General features: G+C 70.8%; 15 protein-coding genes and 1 tRNA gene. 6 read left to right on the forward strand and 10 right to left on the reverse strand.

Translation table 11 applies throughout. The features are described 5' to 3' along the window. Nucleotides 1-126: 126 nt before the first annotated feature. Complete coding sequence (locus tag EBN03_RS32870; RefSeq protein ID WP_122192076.1) at nt 127-948, reverse strand: MerR family transcriptional regulator; 822 nt, start codon at nt 946-948, stop codon at nt 127-129. Nucleotides 949-952: 4 nt separating this feature from the next. Beyond that, on the reverse strand, nt 953-1,360 hold the full coding sequence (locus EBN03_RS32875) for a hypothetical protein (RefSeq protein WP_122192077.1): 408 nt from the start codon (nt 1,358-1,360) through the stop codon (nt 953-955). 148 nt (nt 1,361-1,508) lie between these two features. Between EBN03_RS32875 and EBN03_RS32880 the strand changes: the two genes are divergently transcribed. Together EBN03_RS32880 and EBN03_RS32885 are read left to right on the forward strand one after the other, a co-directional pair. Beyond that, the gene (locus EBN03_RS32880; protein WP_122192078.1) at nt 1,509-2,831 is read left to right on the forward strand and encodes a cryptochrome/photolyase family protein; all 1,323 of its coding nucleotides are present in this window, start codon (nt 1,509-1,511) and stop codon (nt 2,829-2,831) included. A gap of 30 nt (nt 2,832-2,861) precedes the next feature. Then, a complete protein-coding gene (locus tag EBN03_RS32885; RefSeq protein WP_122192088.1) occupies nt 2,862-4,361 on the forward strand; it encodes an acyl-CoA carboxylase subunit beta in 1,500 nt (499 codons plus the stop codon). A gap of 122 nt (nt 4,362-4,483) precedes the next feature. On the opposite strand, the gene EBN03_RS32890 is transcribed toward EBN03_RS32885, so the two are convergent. Beyond that, nucleotides 4,484-4,915: a MarR family winged helix-turn-helix transcriptional regulator gene (locus tag EBN03_RS32890; RefSeq protein WP_233608804.1), complete on the reverse strand. Its 432-nt coding sequence runs from the start codon at nt 4,913-4,915 to the stop codon at nt 4,484-4,486. Between the two features lie 116 nt (nt 4,916-5,031). Between EBN03_RS32890 and EBN03_RS32895 the strand changes: the two genes are divergently transcribed. From EBN03_RS32895 to EBN03_RS32905, 3 genes are all read left to right on the forward strand, one after another. Beyond that, complete coding sequence (locus EBN03_RS32895) at nt 5,032-6,147, forward strand: NADH:flavin oxidoreductase (protein WP_407671290.1); 1,116 nt, start codon at nt 5,032-5,034, stop codon at nt 6,145-6,147. A 124-nt stretch (nt 6,148-6,271) separates the two neighbouring features. After that, the gene (locus tag EBN03_RS32900; protein WP_233608805.1) at nt 6,272-7,039 is read left to right on the forward strand and encodes a helix-turn-helix domain-containing protein; all 768 of its coding nucleotides are present in this window, start codon (nt 6,272-6,274) and stop codon (nt 7,037-7,039) included. Between the two features lie 128 nt (nt 7,040-7,167). Next, entirely contained in the window at nt 7,168-8,286 is a 1,119-nt protein-coding gene (locus EBN03_RS32905) for a serine hydrolase domain-containing protein (protein ID WP_122192080.1), read from the forward strand. A 51-nt stretch (nt 8,287-8,337) separates the two neighbouring features. Here the strand turns inward: EBN03_RS32905 and EBN03_RS32910 are convergent, their stop codons facing one another. The 7 genes from EBN03_RS32910 to EBN03_RS32940 form a co-directional block, all read right to left on the reverse strand. Further along, nucleotides 8,338-9,879, reverse strand: coding sequence for a S53 family peptidase (locus tag EBN03_RS32910; protein ID WP_199743079.1), 1,542 nt, complete (start codon nt 9,877-9,879; stop codon nt 8,338-8,340). Nucleotides 9,880-9,925: 46 nt separating this feature from the next. Continuing rightward, nucleotides 9,926-10,648 carry a 2OG-Fe(II) oxygenase gene (locus EBN03_RS32915; RefSeq protein ID WP_122192081.1) on the reverse strand — a complete coding sequence of 241 codons (723 nt, stop codon included), beginning with the start codon at nt 10,646-10,648 and terminating at the stop codon, nt 9,926-9,928. Further along, nucleotides 10,645-11,256: a methylated-DNA--[protein]-cysteine S-methyltransferase gene (locus EBN03_RS32920; protein ID WP_122192082.1), complete on the reverse strand. Its 612-nt coding sequence runs from the start codon at nt 11,254-11,256 to the stop codon at nt 10,645-10,647. The genes EBN03_RS32915 and EBN03_RS32920 overlap by 4 nt, the downstream gene beginning before the upstream one ends. Further along, nucleotides 11,253-11,744, reverse strand: coding sequence for an RNA polymerase sigma factor (locus EBN03_RS32925; RefSeq protein ID WP_122192083.1), 492 nt, complete (start codon nt 11,742-11,744; stop codon nt 11,253-11,255). Before EBN03_RS32925 ends, EBN03_RS32920 begins: the two co-directional genes overlap by 4 nt. Nucleotides 11,745-11,866: 122 nt before the next feature. Then, a complete protein-coding gene (locus EBN03_RS32930) occupies nt 11,867-12,727 on the reverse strand; it encodes an AfsR/SARP family transcriptional regulator (protein ID WP_147471792.1) in 861 nt (286 codons plus the stop codon). A 109-nt stretch (nt 12,728-12,836) separates the two neighbouring features. After that, a complete protein-coding gene (locus EBN03_RS32935; protein WP_122192085.1) occupies nt 12,837-13,718 on the reverse strand; it encodes a hypothetical protein in 882 nt (293 codons plus the stop codon). 51 nt (nt 13,719-13,769) lie between these two features. Continuing rightward, the gene (locus EBN03_RS32940) at nt 13,770-14,471 is read right to left on the reverse strand and encodes an AraC family transcriptional regulator (RefSeq protein ID WP_122192086.1); all 702 of its coding nucleotides are present in this window, start codon (nt 14,469-14,471) and stop codon (nt 13,770-13,772) included. 358 nt (nt 14,472-14,829) lie between these two features. Here EBN03_RS32940 and EBN03_RS32945 point away from each other — a divergent pair. Next, nucleotides 14,830-14,903, forward strand: a tRNA-Pro gene (locus EBN03_RS32945). Nucleotides 14,904-14,993: the final 90 nt, after the last annotated feature.

The raw sequence follows: 14,993 nt of genomic DNA on the forward strand, positions 1-14,993 counted from the left end.
GCATCGTTTTTGGCGTGGTGTCAGCTGATGCCGGAGACGGGCGGTCGCGGAGATGCCGTCCTTCGGGGATCGGTACGGAGTTCGGCGCGTGAGGTGCCGCGGATCCGGCCGGAGAGTGACCCGTGCTCAGGCCAGCGCGGTCAGTGCCTCGGTGAGGCCGGTGAGAGTTTCGACGTCGCCGGGCAGCCGCACCGACGCCCAGCCCGGTCCGGCGACGAACACCCGTGCGCCGGCCGCGACGCAGGCGGCCACGGCCGATGCCAACGCGGTGGATTCCTGCTGGGACCAGAGCACCACAGTCGGGGCCGCGATCCGGGCCGTGGCGTCGACGAGCGCCTCGGTGGGTACGTTCGCCCCCAGCATCGTCGCCGCGCGGTCCCGCTCGGCGAGCGCGGCGTGCAGCGCGGCCAGCGGTAGCGCGTGCGATTCGCCGCCGGTGCAGGCCAGCACGATCGCCGATTCGGCGCGGGGGAGGGGAATCGCCTGCAGGGCCGCGGTCACGCACCAGGACAGCAGGTGTTCGACATCGACGCAGCCGCCCTGTCGCTGTGCGTCGACTATGTCGGCGAACGCGGGCCGGCACAGCTCGTCCCAGAAACCGACGACCCCGTGGCGATCCAGATAACTGCGCAGCAATTCCGCGGTCCTGGCGCCGTCGAGGGCGAAGGCGGCAGCCAGCAATGCCGAGTGGTCGCCGGGTTCGGGAACCGGGACCCGGACCGCGGCGACCGCGCTCGCCGGGCTCGCTCCGGCCCGTACCAGCGCGACCACTCGTTCCAGGACCGCGATGTCGGCGGCGGTGTAGAGGCGGTGCCGGCCGGGCTCGTGGTCGCCGGGGCCGAGCCGGTACCGCTGGTTCCAGCTCCGCAACGTGGCCACGGGTACGCCGAGACGGTCGGCTACGGCGCGTACGGGGTAGCCGACCGCGGCATCGGGTCCGGTGGTCATGGGCTCATTGTGCCGATCGTCCGCCCGGCAGGTGCGCCGTGGCCGCGCGTGCCGCGCCGTACTCGCCGGCGAACCAGGTTGCGGCACATAGTGCCGCCCAGCTCACCGCCACCGCGACGGCCCGGTGTCGCTGCGGGGTGCCGCGCAGCGTGACGCCGAACAGGACTGCGTCGGACACGTCCGCTCCCACGCGAACCAGGACGGCGGCGCGTAACGGACCGGGCCGGGGCGCCGCCGCGAGAGCCGCTCCGGACAACAGGTCGCGCCAGCCCAGCGCACGCGCGAACAGGCGCCGGCGGTCGGTGTCCGGCCAGCCGCAGGGGTCGAGCAGGAGGGCGGGCCGCACTGCGACGGCCGCGCCGTACGCCGCCGTCGCGAGCCCGGCGATTCGTGGTGCCACGGTCGCTCGCATTCGGATACCTCCTGAGTGTATGAATCGATTATGCATCGAAGTGTGGGTAAGCTGGAGTTCTCTCGCGCGGCGATTGCCCTCGGTTTCCGGCGCCGGCCCGTCACGGAAGGAACTCGATGATCCGCACCGTCACAGTGGGCCCGGTCCGATGAGCGTCGCGGTCGCGGTGTTCACCCGGGACCTGCGGGTGCACGACAATCCGGTGCTGTGGGCCGCCCGGCACGCCGGTGATCAGGTGGTGCCGCTGTTCGTCTTGGACGATGCGATCCTCGGCCGGGAATCGGTGTCGCCCAACCGGATCCGATTCCTCGTGGCGGCGCTGACCGAGTTGGACGGCGAATTGCGTGCCCGGGGTGCCCGCCTGATCGTCCGGCGGGGTGATGTCGCGACCGAGGTGGCGCGGGTCGCCGCCGAGGTACACGCCGTCGGCGTGCACATCGCCGCGGACGTCAGCCGGTACAGTGCGCGCCGAGCGGTCCGCTTGCGGGAACGGATTGCCGCGGAACGCATTTCGCTGCACGAGCACGCGTCGGTGACCGCGATACCGCCCGGCGATCTCCGGCCGTCGTCCGGCGGACCGTATTTCGCGATGTTCACGCCGTATTTCCGGCGCTGGCTGGAGACTCCGATCCGCACCGTGCATCGCGCACCCGACTCGCTGTCGATGCCCGCGCTCGACCCGGGCCGGATTCCCGACGCGACGGAACTGTCCGTGGAACCCGGTTCACCCGAGCTGTCCGTCGGTGGCGAGACCACCGCGCGAGAGTTGGTGCGGGACTGGTTGTCCGGGCCGGTCGAGCAGTACGGCGAGCGCGCCGACGACCTCGCCGCGGACGCGACGTCGCGCCTGTCGCCCTTCCTACACTTCGGCTGCCTGTCCGCGGCCGAGCTGGTGCACCGCACCGACCTGTCGGACCCGGGCGGTCACGCGTTCGCCCGCCAGCTGGCCTGGCGCGACTTTCAGCACCAATTGCTCGCCGCGCGAACCGAACTCGCCTGGACCGACTACCGGCCGCCACCGGCTCCGCCGCGCTCGGATCCGCACGCCGTCGACGCCTGGCGAGCAGGTCGCACGGGATTCCCCGTGATCGACGCCGGAATGCGGCAGCTGCTCGCCCAGGGCTGGATGCCCGGCCGCGCCCGGCTGATCGCCGCGAGCTTCCTCACCAAGACCCTGCGCGTCGACTGGCGGATCGGTGCCGCCCACTTCCTGCACTGGCTGGTCGACGCCGACCTCGCGAACAACCAGCTGAACTGGCAGTGGGCGGCCGGAACCGGCACCGACACCCGCCCCAATCGCACCCTGAACCCGATCCGGCAGGCCGAACGCAACGACCCGGACGGCGAATACGTTCACCGCTGGCTACCCGAACTGGACGATCTGCCGGGTGCCGCCGTGCACCGGCCGTGGCGGGCGCCCACGCTGACCCGGGACTATCCGCCGCCGATCGTCGAGGTCAACGGCATGTGAGGAGCAATCCGACCCCCTAGGGTGCTGATCATGACGACATCCGATACCCCGGCCACCGGGTTGACCGAGGTCTTGGCGCGCCGGCACCTCACCACCGACGCGGCCCGCCCCGAACCGGTGGCCCGCCGGCATGCGGCCGGGCGCCGCACGGCGCGGGAGAACATCGCCGATCTGGTCGATCCGGGAAGTTTCGTGGAGTACGGGCGGTTCGCGACGGCGGCGCAGGAGCGGCAGCGGGAGCTCGCCGAACTGGTCGTGCAGACACCCGCGGACGGTCTGGTCGGCGGGACGGCCGCCATCGACGGGCGCGCGTGCGCGGTCCTTTCCTACGACTACATGGTGCTGGCGGGGACGCAGGGGATGCGCGGGCATCGCAAGTCGGACCGGTTGATCGAAGTGGCGCAACGGATGTCGCTGCCGGCCGTGTTCTTCACCGAGGGCGGCGGCGGGCGGCCCAACGACACCGACTACCCGGCGGTGTCCGCGCTGGACGTCGGATCGTTCGCGCTGTGGGGAGCCCTGGACACGCCGCGCATCGCGGTGGTCTCGGGCCGGTGCTTCGCCGGGAACGCCGTCCTGGCCGGCTGCGCGGACCTGCGGATCGCCACCCCCGAGGCGAACCTCGGCATGGCCGGCCCGGCGATGATTTCCGGTGGGGGACTGGGGGATTACGCTCCCGAGGAGATCGGACCGGTATCCGATCAAGCCGCCGCCGGGGTCCTCGACATCGTCGTCGACGACGAGGCGGAGGCGGTCGAGACGGTGCGCCGGCTGCTGTCCTACCTCGAAACACCCGGTGACGCAGGGAAACCCGCCGTCGACCCGGCGGCCTTGCGCGACACGCTGCCCGCCTACGACCGCGAGGCCTTCGACGTGTGCCCGCTGGTGGAGTGCCTGGCCGACGCCGACAGCGTCACCTGGCTGCGCGCCGGCTGGGCGCGGGAACTGGTCACCGCGCTGGCCCGGATCGACGGCATCCCGGTGGGAATTCTGGCCAACCAGTCCACCGTCCACGCCGGCGCGCTGACCGCCGACGCCTCGGTCAAGGCCGCCGACTTCCTCGACCTGTGTGAACGCTGGCGGCTGCCCGTCGTATCCCTGGTCGATACACCGGGTTTCATGGTCGGTCCCGACGCCGAACGCACCGGCCTGGTCCGGCACGCCTCCCGCCTGGTGACCGCGGGCGCCCGCCTGACCGTGCCCCTGGTCGGCGTCGTCCTGCGTCGCGGCTACGGCCTCGGCGCCCAGGCCATGCTCGGCGGCAGCACCCACCGCCCGCTGCTGACGGTGGCCTGGCCGACCGCCCACCTCGCGCCGATGGGTATCGAGGGCGCGGTCCGCCTCGCCCTGGCCAAACAACTCGACGCCCTCCCCGAAGCCGACCGCGAGGCGACGGTGGCCGCCGCCACGACCGCCTACCGCGACAATGTGAAGGCGCTCAACGTCGCCCGCGTCCTCGAGATCGACGACGTCATCGACCCCGCCGACACCCGCCACGTCGTCGCGGCGACCTTGCGCGCGGCGAGGTGAGGTCCGCGGGGATCCGCTGGCGCGCTACGACGGCCCGAACTACGAGCGCTTGCGCCGGCTGCGTGAGTCCGTCGACCCGCAGAGCCGGATCTACCGCGTGCTGACCGCGTAGGTGTGTGCGGTCACGGCCGCCGCGGGACGAAGACCTGGGTCAGTAGCGCGCACAGGCGCTCCCGGTCCTCGTCGCAGAGCCGGTTCAAGCCGTCCCGGGTGGCGTGCATCTTGGCGCGAATGGCGTCGGTGACCCGCTCGCCTTCCGCGGTGATCACGAGGTTGGTGACCCGCCGGTCGGTCGCGTCGGTTTCGCGGCGGACGAGCCCGCGTTTCTCCAGCCGGTTGATGATTCCGGTCACGTTGGAGGCGTCGCAGGCCAAGGTCTCGGCCAGGGCGCGCATCGCGACCGGGCCGCGGCGCAGCACGGTGAGGGTCTTGCCCTGGCTGGCGGTGAGGTTCTCGCTGGCCGCGGCGATGGTGAAGTCGCCGTAGAAGGCGCCGAGCGACACCGACAGCAGTTCCAGGAGCTGGGCGGTATCGACGCGGTGAACTTCGGTCACCGGACCAGCTTATCGGCAAGAACTTGACGATCTCAAATAAGTACCTCTAGCGTGGGCCGTATTGCTTGAGATTCTCAACCATCTGGGTTGACCCGCACTCCGAGGAGCATTCTGTGATCGTCGACGTCTCCCGCGCGGCCGAGGTGTTGTCCCGGCCCGTCACGCTCAACGGGCTGACCGTGCCCAACCGCATCGTGATGGCGCCGATGACGCGCATGTTCTCGCCCGGCGGCATTCCCGGCGCCGACGTGTCGTCCTACTACGCGCGCCGCGCGGCCGCCGGCGTCGGCCTGATCGTCACCGAAGGCACCTACGTCGGCCACGAGTCGGCCGGGCAGACCGACCGCGTGCCGCGCTTCCACGGCGCCGAGCAGCTCGCCGGATGGGCGCAGGTCGCCGCGGACGTGCACGCCGCCGGCGGGAAGATCGTGCCGCAGCTCTGGCACATCGGCATGGTCCGCAGCCAGGGCGAACCGCCCTACACCGACGCGCCCGCCGTCGGCCCCTCCGGCATTCGCGGCGACGGCTCCGACGCCACCGGCAAGGCCATGACCCAGCGCGACCTCGACGACGTCATCGGCGCCTTCGCCACCGCCGCCGCGGACGCCGAACGCATCGGCTTCGACGGCGTCGAACTACACGGCGCCCACGGCTACCTGCTCGACCAGTTCCACTGGGCCGAAACCAACCGCCGCGACGACTCCTACGGCGGCCACCCGGTGGCCCGCACCAAGTTCTCCGCCGAGATCGTGGCCGCGGTCCGGGCCGCCGTCTCGCCCGACTTCCCGGTGATCTTCCGCTACTCGCAGTGGAAACAGCAGAACTACAACGCGCGGCTCGCCGAGACCCCGCAGGAGCTGGAGGCGATCCTCGCCCCGCTCGCCGCGGCCGGTGTCGACGCCTTCCACGCCTCCACCCGCCGCTACTGGCTGCCCGAGTTCGACGACTCCGACCTGAACCTGGCCGGGTGGACCAAGAAGCTCACCGGCAAGCCCACCATCACCGTCGGCTCGGTCGGCCTCGACGGCGACTTCCTGCGCGCGTTCACCGGTGAGGGCGCCGAACTCGGCACCATCGACAACCTCCTCGACCGGCTCGAGCGCGACGAATTCGATCTGGTCGCCGTCGGGCGCGCGCTGCTCCAGGATCCGGAGTGGGCGGTCAAGGTACTGGGCGGGCGGATGGACGAGTTGAAGCCGTACGACGCGGCCGCGCTGAAGACGTTGAGCTAGAGGCGGTTTCGCGGCGGGCCGCCTCGACGATCCGTTACCGGATCGAGGCGGTGCCCGGCCGCGGGTGAGTGGACGATCGCCTCGTCGGCGGACTCGTGGTCGATCGATTCCGTAACCTGGACCAGTGGAGGAGATCGACGGTCCCGCTGCGGGCCGGGATTTCGCGGGCCCGGCCGCGGCGTCGTCCGGTGGCGCGATCATCGGATACCGCGACCTCGCCGGCACCGGCTTCGACCTCCTGGTCGCCGGGACCACCGCGATCACCGCCGTGATCGAATTCGGCGGCCGCGACCTGATCGTCGAGGACGCCGCCGGGCGTACCGCGTCGAGCGGGTTCGTCGTGGGACTTCCCATGGCGCCCATGCGAGTTCGCGGCACCGGGACCGAATGTGTCGAGATCCGCTTGTCGCCGTTGCGCGCGCACGCGCTGGGTATCGCCGCGGCCGAACTGGGCCGGGGCGCGGTCGCGGTGGAGGACCTGTGGGGCTCCGACGTGGGACGCCTGCGCGAACAACTCGCCGCCGCCCGATCCTGGGAGGAACGGTTCGCGCGGACGAATTCGTTTCTCGCGCACTGTGACCGGTCGATGCGGCCCCCGGACCCGGAAGTGGTCGCGGGCTGGGAACAGCTGCTTGCCACCGGCGGCCGGGTCCGGGTCGCCGAACTCGCGGACACCCTGGGCTGGAGCCGGAAGCGGCTGTGGTCGCGGTTCGAGGCCCAGCTCGGGCTGAACCCGAAGCGGGCGGCGATGCTGGTCCGATTCCGTTGTGCGGTAGACGGTTTGCTCGCCGGTCGGCCGCCCGCCGAGGTCGCGGCGATGTGCGGATCACCGACCAGGCGCATCTGGCCCGGGACGTGTCGATCTTCGGGGACCGCACGCCCGGCGCGCTGAAAGGCCACTACCTGCCCGCCCTCGCCCAGGACCGGTACCGGGCGTGGGGAACATTCTTCCAATACCGGGGGTGACCGGCCGGTCGATAGTGAGGTGGTTCCACCCCGACCGACGAGAGGACACGTCCCGTGACCGGCACCCTCGACCCTGACCAGCTACAGACCGCACTGGATTCCGCGCACCATGTGGGCCTGCCCGGAGTGTTCGCCGAAGTGCGCGCCGGCGACCGGACCTGGTGCGGCGCAGCCGGAGTCGCCGATCTCGACACCGGCCGTCCCGTCACCGCCGGCCTGCGCCACCGGGTCGGCAGCCTCTCCAAGACCTTCACCGCCGCCGCCGTCCTGCAGCAGGCCGACGCCGGCGAGATCGACCTCGACACCGCGATCGGCCACTACCTGCCGCGACTGGTCCCCGGCGACCGCGGCACCGCGATCACGGTCCGCATGCTGATCGACCACACCAGCGGCCTCGCCGAATACCTCCCGCGCGCCTACCCGTCGCTGGCCGCGTTCCCCGATATCGCGCGGACGACACCGCAGAGCCTGAACGACCACCAGTTCACCGGATTCGACCCCACCGAGCTGATCGAGCTGGGTGTCGGAGCCCCGCCCACCGGGGCGCCCGGGAGCACGCCGGGCGCGTACTCGAACACCAATTACCTACTGCTGGGCCAACTCCTGGAACTGGTGACCGGGGTGGCGGCCGAGAAGCACATCACTCGCGCTGTCATCGAACGCGCCGAACTACGGGACACCGAATTCCCCGCCGGCCCCGACATCGACGGACCGCACGCCCGCCACTACGAGTCGTGGTTCGGCATGTTCGACCCGCCCGCCGACTACAGCCGCTACGACATGTCGTGGGTCGGTCCGGCCGCCGCGCTGATCTCGACCGTCGCCGACCTGAACCGCTTCTACCGGCTGCTGCTGGCCGGCGAGATCGTCAGCGGACCGGCACTCGCGCAGATGCAGCGCACCGTCCCGGTGATCTCCTTCGAGGGGAAGCTGCTCGACTACGGCCTGGGCCTGCAACGCATGGAACTCCCCGGGCTCGGAACCTATTGGGGCCATGAGGGTTCGGTGTGGGGCGGGGGCGCGATCTCGATGATCAGCGCCGACGGCACGCGGCAGCTGTCGCTGGCAGTGAATCTGCAGCGCTGGAACCGGCTCGGGGTCGACGGGAAGCCACAGCCCCATCGGATCGACGCGGCACTGCGGACCTTCGTCGCAACGGCGCTCGCTGCTTGATCACCGCCGCGGTGCCGTGGCGTGCACGCGAACGGCGGCAATCGATCCCGGTTATCGGAGCGTCCGCAACAGGGCCGTGCCGTCCGGGGTGCCGAGGCCGGTGCAGGGGTCCCAACCGGCCGTGGCGTGGTATGCGCCGTTGTCGCCGGAGGTGATGTCACGGAAGCCGGGCTGGGCGACACCGGGGCGGATGCCGCGGTACAGGTGCGGGTGGACCAGGCCGAGGGGGCGGCCGGTGGCCTGGGCCAGCCGCGCGATGAGCGCCGCCCACAACGGGGCGACCGCACTGGTACCACCGACCACGCGGCGCTGCCCGTCGATCAGGACCTGATACCCGGTCTCGGGATCCGCGTTGCCCGCTACATCCGGGACGCCGCGCCCGGTGCCACCGTCGGCTCGGGCCGGAACGCCGGCCGTCGCCTGGTAGTCCGGCATCGGGAACACGCTGCTGATGCCGCCACCGGTCGCACCGCCGCCCGGGTTGTTCCACACGGTCTCGGCGGTGATCTGCGGCGGGGAACCGAGCAGCCGGGTCCCGCCGCAGGCCAGCGCGTGCGGGCTCGACGCCGGGAAGTCCGCGTGCCGGCCGCCGTCGGGTTGAGCGTCGCCACTGCCGTGATCACCGCTGGCCACACACACGCTCACCCCCAACGCCGCGGCATCGGCGAACGCCTGATCCAGGGCTGTGCGCGCCTGCGCCGTCCAGCGATCCTCGGCCTGCCCCCAGCTGATGCTCACCGCGGCCGGTGGCGGCGTGGCGTGTACGGCGGTCGAGACCGCGTCGACGAACCCACGATCGGAATTCGGTGCGAAGTAGACCATTTGGCCGGCGCCCGGTGCCAGCGCGCCGGCCACCTCGATGTCCAGCAGCACCTCACCGTCCGCCGAGCCGGGATCACCGGACGGCGCGTTCGTCGCGCCGTCGACCCCGACCGCAGTCACTGTCGGCGCGGTCAGCCCCAGTCCCGTGAAATACTGGGCGAGGTCGGCCGGGTCGTAGCCGCCCCCGAGTTCGATGACGGCTATGGTCTGGCCGGTCCCGTCCGTACCCGCCGGGAAGTTGTACAGCGCACCGACCTGTGCCGGGGAGAAAGACTGTGCCGCGGCTGCGTTCGGGCTCATGCGGAGCCGGGTCCGGGCCTGTGCCCGGTCGTCCAGGCCGAGCACCGCGGTGACGATGCCGTCCAATGTGGCGGGGATCCGCAATTCGCCGGAGCGGGACCGGAATTCGGGCAGCCCCTCGCTGCGGGCCACCGTCAGCTCGGTGTCGAAGATCTCGGTCCAGACCGATGCGGGCGCGGACGCCAGCACGCGGCGAGACCCCGGGTGTATCCCCGTCACCGTCGCACCCGCCGCGGTCAGTACCTCCACCACCAGCTCGACATCCGCTGGTGCGGCACCGAACCGGTCGGCGAATTCCGTCGCCGTGACCGTGCCGGGGCCGGTCACCAGGTCCGGGTCCAGCGCGGTGCGGCGGCGCAACACCACGGTGATCTCGATCGGAGTGTCCGCGGCAACCGGGCCGAGCAGCTCGACGTCGGTCACGGCGGGACGGAAACTTCCGGGCAGGGCGACCGTTGCGGGATTCGTCACAAGCCAATCCTGAGCTACCGCAGCTGTTTCCACCACCGGTAACCGCTCATGCCGCGTCGTGGAACACCAGCGCGAGGGTGCGGCGGTGTCCCGAACGGACCGTGGACACCCCGTGCCGGACCGGCGCCGCGGACCAACCGCGCGCCGACCGCAGCGGCCGGTCCCGAGTGGTGAACACGAACCCGTGACCGTGCGGGATCACGGTCGCGGTGCCGCGGGACTGGGCCCGCGGGCGCTGCTCGACGAGCAGGAACTCCCCGCCGGTGTAGTCGGCCTCGGGCCGGTTCAGCCCGATCACTACCTGCAGCGGAAAAATCGAGTCCCCGTACAGGTCTCGATGCAGTGCGTTCCAATCCCCTTGCCCGTAGTCCAACAGGATCGCGGTCGGCTCGGTTTGCCCTGCCGCATGGCACAGCTCGAGCCATTCGTCCAGGGTGTCCGGCCACGGCGCCGGACGTCCCAGCCGAGCCCACCAGTCACGGGCGATCGGCAGCAACCGCGGGTACAGGGCCTGCTTCAACTGCTCCACCGCCTCCGGATAGGGTCGCGCGAAGTAGCGATATTCGCCGGACCCGAACCGGTACCGGTTCATGTCCACGGTGCTGCGGAATTTCTCCGGCTGGTCGTACAGGGCAGCGATCTCCGCGGCCTCGGCGTCGGAGAGCAGGCGGGGGAGCAGCGCACCTCCGAATTCATCCAGCTCCGAGCCGATCCGGTCCCAATCCGCTCCTGCGACGCGCTCGCTCCACCGCATGACGTCACCGCTCATGCCGCGGACTCCAGGTCGAGCAGCGCGTGCTTGGCCTCGGTCCCGCCGATGTACCCGCCGAGGCTGCCGTCGGCGCGCAGGACTCGATGGCACGGCACGACGACAGGCAGCGGGTTGGTCGCACACGCCGTCCCGACCGCGCGAACCGCCTTCGGATTACCGACCAGCGCCGCGACCTCCCCGTAACTGCGGGTCTGCCCGTAACCGATCTCGGGCAGATGCCGCTGCACCAGCTGCCGGAACCCGTGCGAGAGCGACAGATCCAGCGACACGTCGAAGGACCGGCGTCGCCCGGCGAAGTACTCGTCGAGCTCACGGCGCACGTCGTCCAAGCGCGCCGGCGCCCGCAGGATCCGGGGGCTGATCTTCTGCGCGAGAGTCTCCAGCACCCGGTCGTGGTCCTCCCGGGCGTAGGCCACCCGGACCAGCCCGCGCGGGGTGGCCGCCAGCAGCAGCCGGCCCACCGGGGTGTCGGTCGTGGTGTAGGCGATATCGATCAGTCCGGCGGCTTCGGCCTTGCGTTCCAGCAGCTGGTGCAGCCGGGCCGTCGTCGACTCTGCCACGGGCGCCCGCAGCGCGGTCAGCACGTCATCGTCGTGGTGGGTCATCGTGTGTCTCCCTTCGATGTCGCGCCCAGGTAGGCCTTGCGCAGACTCTTCACTCCGTCCGCCGCGGCACGGCGCGCCGCCTCCGTGGTTCCGCCGAGGATCCGTGCGATCTCGGCGTACGGCAGTCCGGCCACATAGTGGTAGGCCACGGCCCGGCGCTGCTTGTCCGGCAGTGCGCCGACCGTGGCCCACAGCCCGGAGTCGTCGGCGCCGGCGACGCCGTCGCCGGCCGGTTCGTCGGGGAGTTGCCGCACCGGCAGCGGGTTCCGTTCGGCGGCGCGCACTATGTCGACCGCTTTGCGATGAGCGATCGTCACCAGCCACGCCTGCACGTTCGCCGTTTCCGGCAGGTCCGGATAGGCGCGCATCGCGGTCAGGAAGGTCTCCGACCAGGCGTCCTCGGCATCGTGCGCGCCGAGCACGACCCGGCAGACCCGCAGCACGGTGTCCCCGTGCTCGGTGACGATCTGCTCGAACGGCGGCTTCATGCCGCCCCGGCGGCCACAATCGTGGCCCGCGCGATCTCGATCTGCATCTGTCTCCCTTTCTGACGCTCTCACCCGGTAGACGTGCGCCGGGAGCAAAACGTGAGATGCCGGGGTGAATGCTCTTATCTGGGGAAGGGGATCGGCTGTGCCGCGGGGCGGATCACCGAGGTCCGGATACCCGCGGTCGTGTGCCGCGACACGCGGGTCGGCCGCCGCTGCGCTGCCGGCCGCGGCGCGACACCGCGGTAGGTGCCGCGGTGGGGGTGCTCGCCCACCGCACGCAGCAGTTCCGGCGACGCGTCGACACCGAGTTCGGCGCGCAACAGTTCTCGGGTCGCCGCCACCACCTCGCGGGCCCGTCCGTACCGGCCGATCGCGGTCAGAACGTGAACCAGTCTCACCGCCAACGACTCTCGCAACGGATTACGGCGCAACTCGGCCTCCAGTTGCGCGACCACCTCTCCGGCCCGGCCCAGCGCCACACAGGCCTCGGCGCGGGCTTCGACGGCATCGAGCCGCAATTCGCGGATCCGGTCGAGCTGCCAGGCCAGATCCGGGATGTCGACCGTGTTCGGGGTGATCGTGCCGTCCCACAGTGCCAGCGCGGATTCGAATACCGCTGCGGCATCGCGGAATTCGCCGCTGCGCAACAGGGCTGTGCCCTGGCTGCCGAGCCGGGTGAATCGGTGCAGGTCGACCTCGTCCGGATCCACTCGCAGCTGATACCCGCCCGACACCGACTCCACCGCGATATCGTCGGGCAACAGCGCGCGCAGCCGCTTCACCAGCGTCTGCAGCGCATTCACCGGCTCGGCCGGCAGGCGTTCACCCCAGATCCCGTCGATCAGCTTCTCGCAGCTCACCGTGCGCCCCGGCCGATCGGCCAGCACCATCAGCAATGTCCGCAGCCGGGCACCACCTACCCGGCGGCGCTCGCCGTCGGCCCCGGCCACCGTCACCTCACCCAACACCGCAATCCGCACCGCAACCTCACACACCACCCAATCTCATGTCACATCATCGAGTCGGTATAGGGCCGGACACGTCATCTAGGGGACAGGACACGCCACAGCGGGCACGCCGAGCCTGCCGTCAGCGTCCGTTGCTCCGCAGGTTCGCGACGGCGGCAACCGTGGCATAGCCCCGCCATTCGAGAGCCGCGGCGCCGGAATAGCTCGAAAAGTCCACGGGCCAGCCGCCGTCCGGTTGCTGCGCGGCCTCGAGCCGATCCAGCTCGGCCGCCACCGCTGTGGCGTCCAGGATGTCGCGCAGCGGCCGTCCCGGCTCGGAGGCGAGATGGATCGTCTCACCCGGAGCCCCGCCGGCCACCGGCAACGCGCCGTCGCTCGGCACGAATCGCGCGAGGTGCGCGAGCAATCCGTGAGCCTCGGCGTGCGTCTCGGCGGCGACGTCGAGGAACTGCAACGCGAACGACAGGACATAGGCGAAGGGCATCTCGTCGATCCGGCGGATCGCCTCGAAACAGTACCGGGTCGTCCGCGCCAGCCACGGATGGTCGCGCACGGCCTCGTCCCACCGGGCCGCCCGATACGCCTGCGCCGCTACCGCGGCCGTGATCTGCAGCGACGACTCGGCCGGATCCGCCTGCACCCAGAACGGCGCACACGCCGTGGGATCGCCGATCGGCAGCGCGAACGGCACACCACCGTCCGGCAGCGTCACCGTGTTCAACCAGTCCAGCAGCGCGGTCGTATGCGGCGACGTCACCGGCCCGGCATCGGCGATCGCCTCGAACGCATGCAACGCCGCCGCCGGCTGACTCTCCGGCGCCCGCAGGTCCGGCTCCAGCCCCCACCCGTAACCACCGTCCGCATTCCGGTACGCGTCCAGTCCACGCACGATCGCACGCCGGGCACCGTCGTCTCCCGAAACGATCGCCTCGAATCGGCGCCGGTCGAGAACTCGTGCGTGCGACGCCAGGAAAGCAGCGGCTCGGTCCAGGTCGAAGGTCATGGCGTCACCCTGCCATCACTCGGATGCTCCGGTCTTGGACGAATCGGCCAATCACGGATTCCGGCCTGTGCCCGCAGCCAATTCGGAGGGCGTCCGGCCGGTCAGCCGCCGGCATTCGCGGGCGAAATGCGGGTGGTCGAAGTAACCGGCCGCGGCCGCGGCGGCACTCGGCGACATTCCGCCGTGAACCAGCCGCAAGGCGCGCTGGAAACGATGAATCTGCATGAGTGATTTGGGCCCGTAGCCGAAGACGTTGCGGCACAACCGTTGTAGCGATCGCTCGGGGATGTCGTGCATCACCGCCGACGCGGTAACACTCACACCCGCGCGGGCGGCGTGATCCACCGAGGCCGCCAGGCGCAGCCGGGCAGGATCGGGCTCGGTCTGCGCCCACAGCGCCCGGTAGACCCGCTCGAGCGCCCCCGGCGGGTCGCTGTCGACGGCGCGATCCGGAAGGTTGCGCGCCGGGACGAGCAGCGACAACTCGACCCGCTGACCGGTCAGCTCGTCGACCGGCACGCCGAACAGGGCATGGGCAACCCCCGGCGGGAGTCGAAGACCCCAGGTCACCGCGCCGGGCTGCGTCGCGACGGTCATCGACCGCGAATCGGGACCGGCCACGACGAGGCGGTCCCGGTGCCACATCAGATCCAGGACACCATCAGGCGCGACGTGCTGTTCGTGGCCTCGCGCGACGGATCGCCACAGTGTCGCGCCGGTGTGGGCGCTCTTCCAGGCGCTGTAGCTCGTCATCGTCGCTTCTCGGTGGTGTTCGTCGTACCTGGGCCCGAACCGAGCCGCCGTGCTCCTGCGATCTGTGCGGGCATCGGCTTCTGGCATAGACCTTTGATTACGCAATTGTTCTCACTTACAAGGCAATTCGGGTCGGTGGCGACCAGATGGGTGAACCGCAGCCGCCCCCACGGGGTGCCCTGATACCTGCGAAACGCATCGAGATGACGATCGAACACCGAGGCCATACCGCTATTCCTACCCCCACCGACCGGCCGACTACCTGGAATCCGGCCACCACACACACCCCAGCCAGCCGATTTGGAGCTTCCCGGGGGTCCTGAGGTAGGCTCATCCAGCACCCGCCGAGCGGGTGTGGCGGGCTGTGGCGCAGCTTGGTAGCGCACTTGACTGGGGGTCAAGGGGTCGCAGGTTCGAATCCTGTCAGCCCGACGTATCGACGCAGGTGGGGCCGGTTTCACTGGCCCTGCCTGTTCGTCGTTTCGGTTCTTTGTACACGGGTTGTACACGCTTTGGCTGTTC

The organism is Nocardia stercoris (assembly GCF_003696265.1).
GTDB classification, from domain to species: domain Bacteria; phylum Actinomycetota; class Actinomycetes; order Mycobacteriales; family Mycobacteriaceae; genus Nocardia; species Nocardia stercoris.

Coding starts and splice junctions, on each gene's coding strand:
- EBN03_RS32875 (WP_122192077.1), bottom strand. CDS start 1,360: ATGCGAGCGACCGTGGCACCACGAATCGCCGGGCTCGCGACGGCGGCG.
- EBN03_RS32880 (WP_122192078.1), top strand. CDS start 1,509: ATGAGCGTCGCGGTCGCGGTGTTCACCCGGGACCTGCGGGTGCACGAC.
- EBN03_RS32940 (WP_122192086.1), bottom strand. CDS start 14,471: ATGACGAGCTACAGCGCCTGGAAGAGCGCCCACACCGGCGCGACACTG.
- EBN03_RS32885 (WP_122192088.1), top strand. CDS start 2,862: ATGACGACATCCGATACCCCGGCCACCGGGTTGACCGAGGTCTTGGCG.
- EBN03_RS32915 (WP_122192081.1), bottom strand. CDS start 10,648: ATGAGCGGTGACGTCATGCGGTGGAGCGAGCGCGTCGCAGGAGCGGAT.
- EBN03_RS32870 (WP_122192076.1), bottom strand. CDS start 948: ATGACCACCGGACCCGATGCCGCGGTCGGCTACCCCGTACGCGCCGTA.
- EBN03_RS32935 (WP_122192085.1), bottom strand. CDS start 13,718: ATGACCTTCGACCTGGACCGAGCCGCTGCTTTCCTGGCGTCGCACGCA.
- EBN03_RS32920 (WP_122192082.1), bottom strand. CDS start 11,256: ATGACCCACCACGACGATGACGTGCTGACCGCGCTGCGGGCGCCCGTG.
- EBN03_RS32925 (WP_122192083.1), bottom strand. CDS start 11,744: ATGAAGCCGCCGTTCGAGCAGATCGTCACCGAGCACGGGGACACCGTG.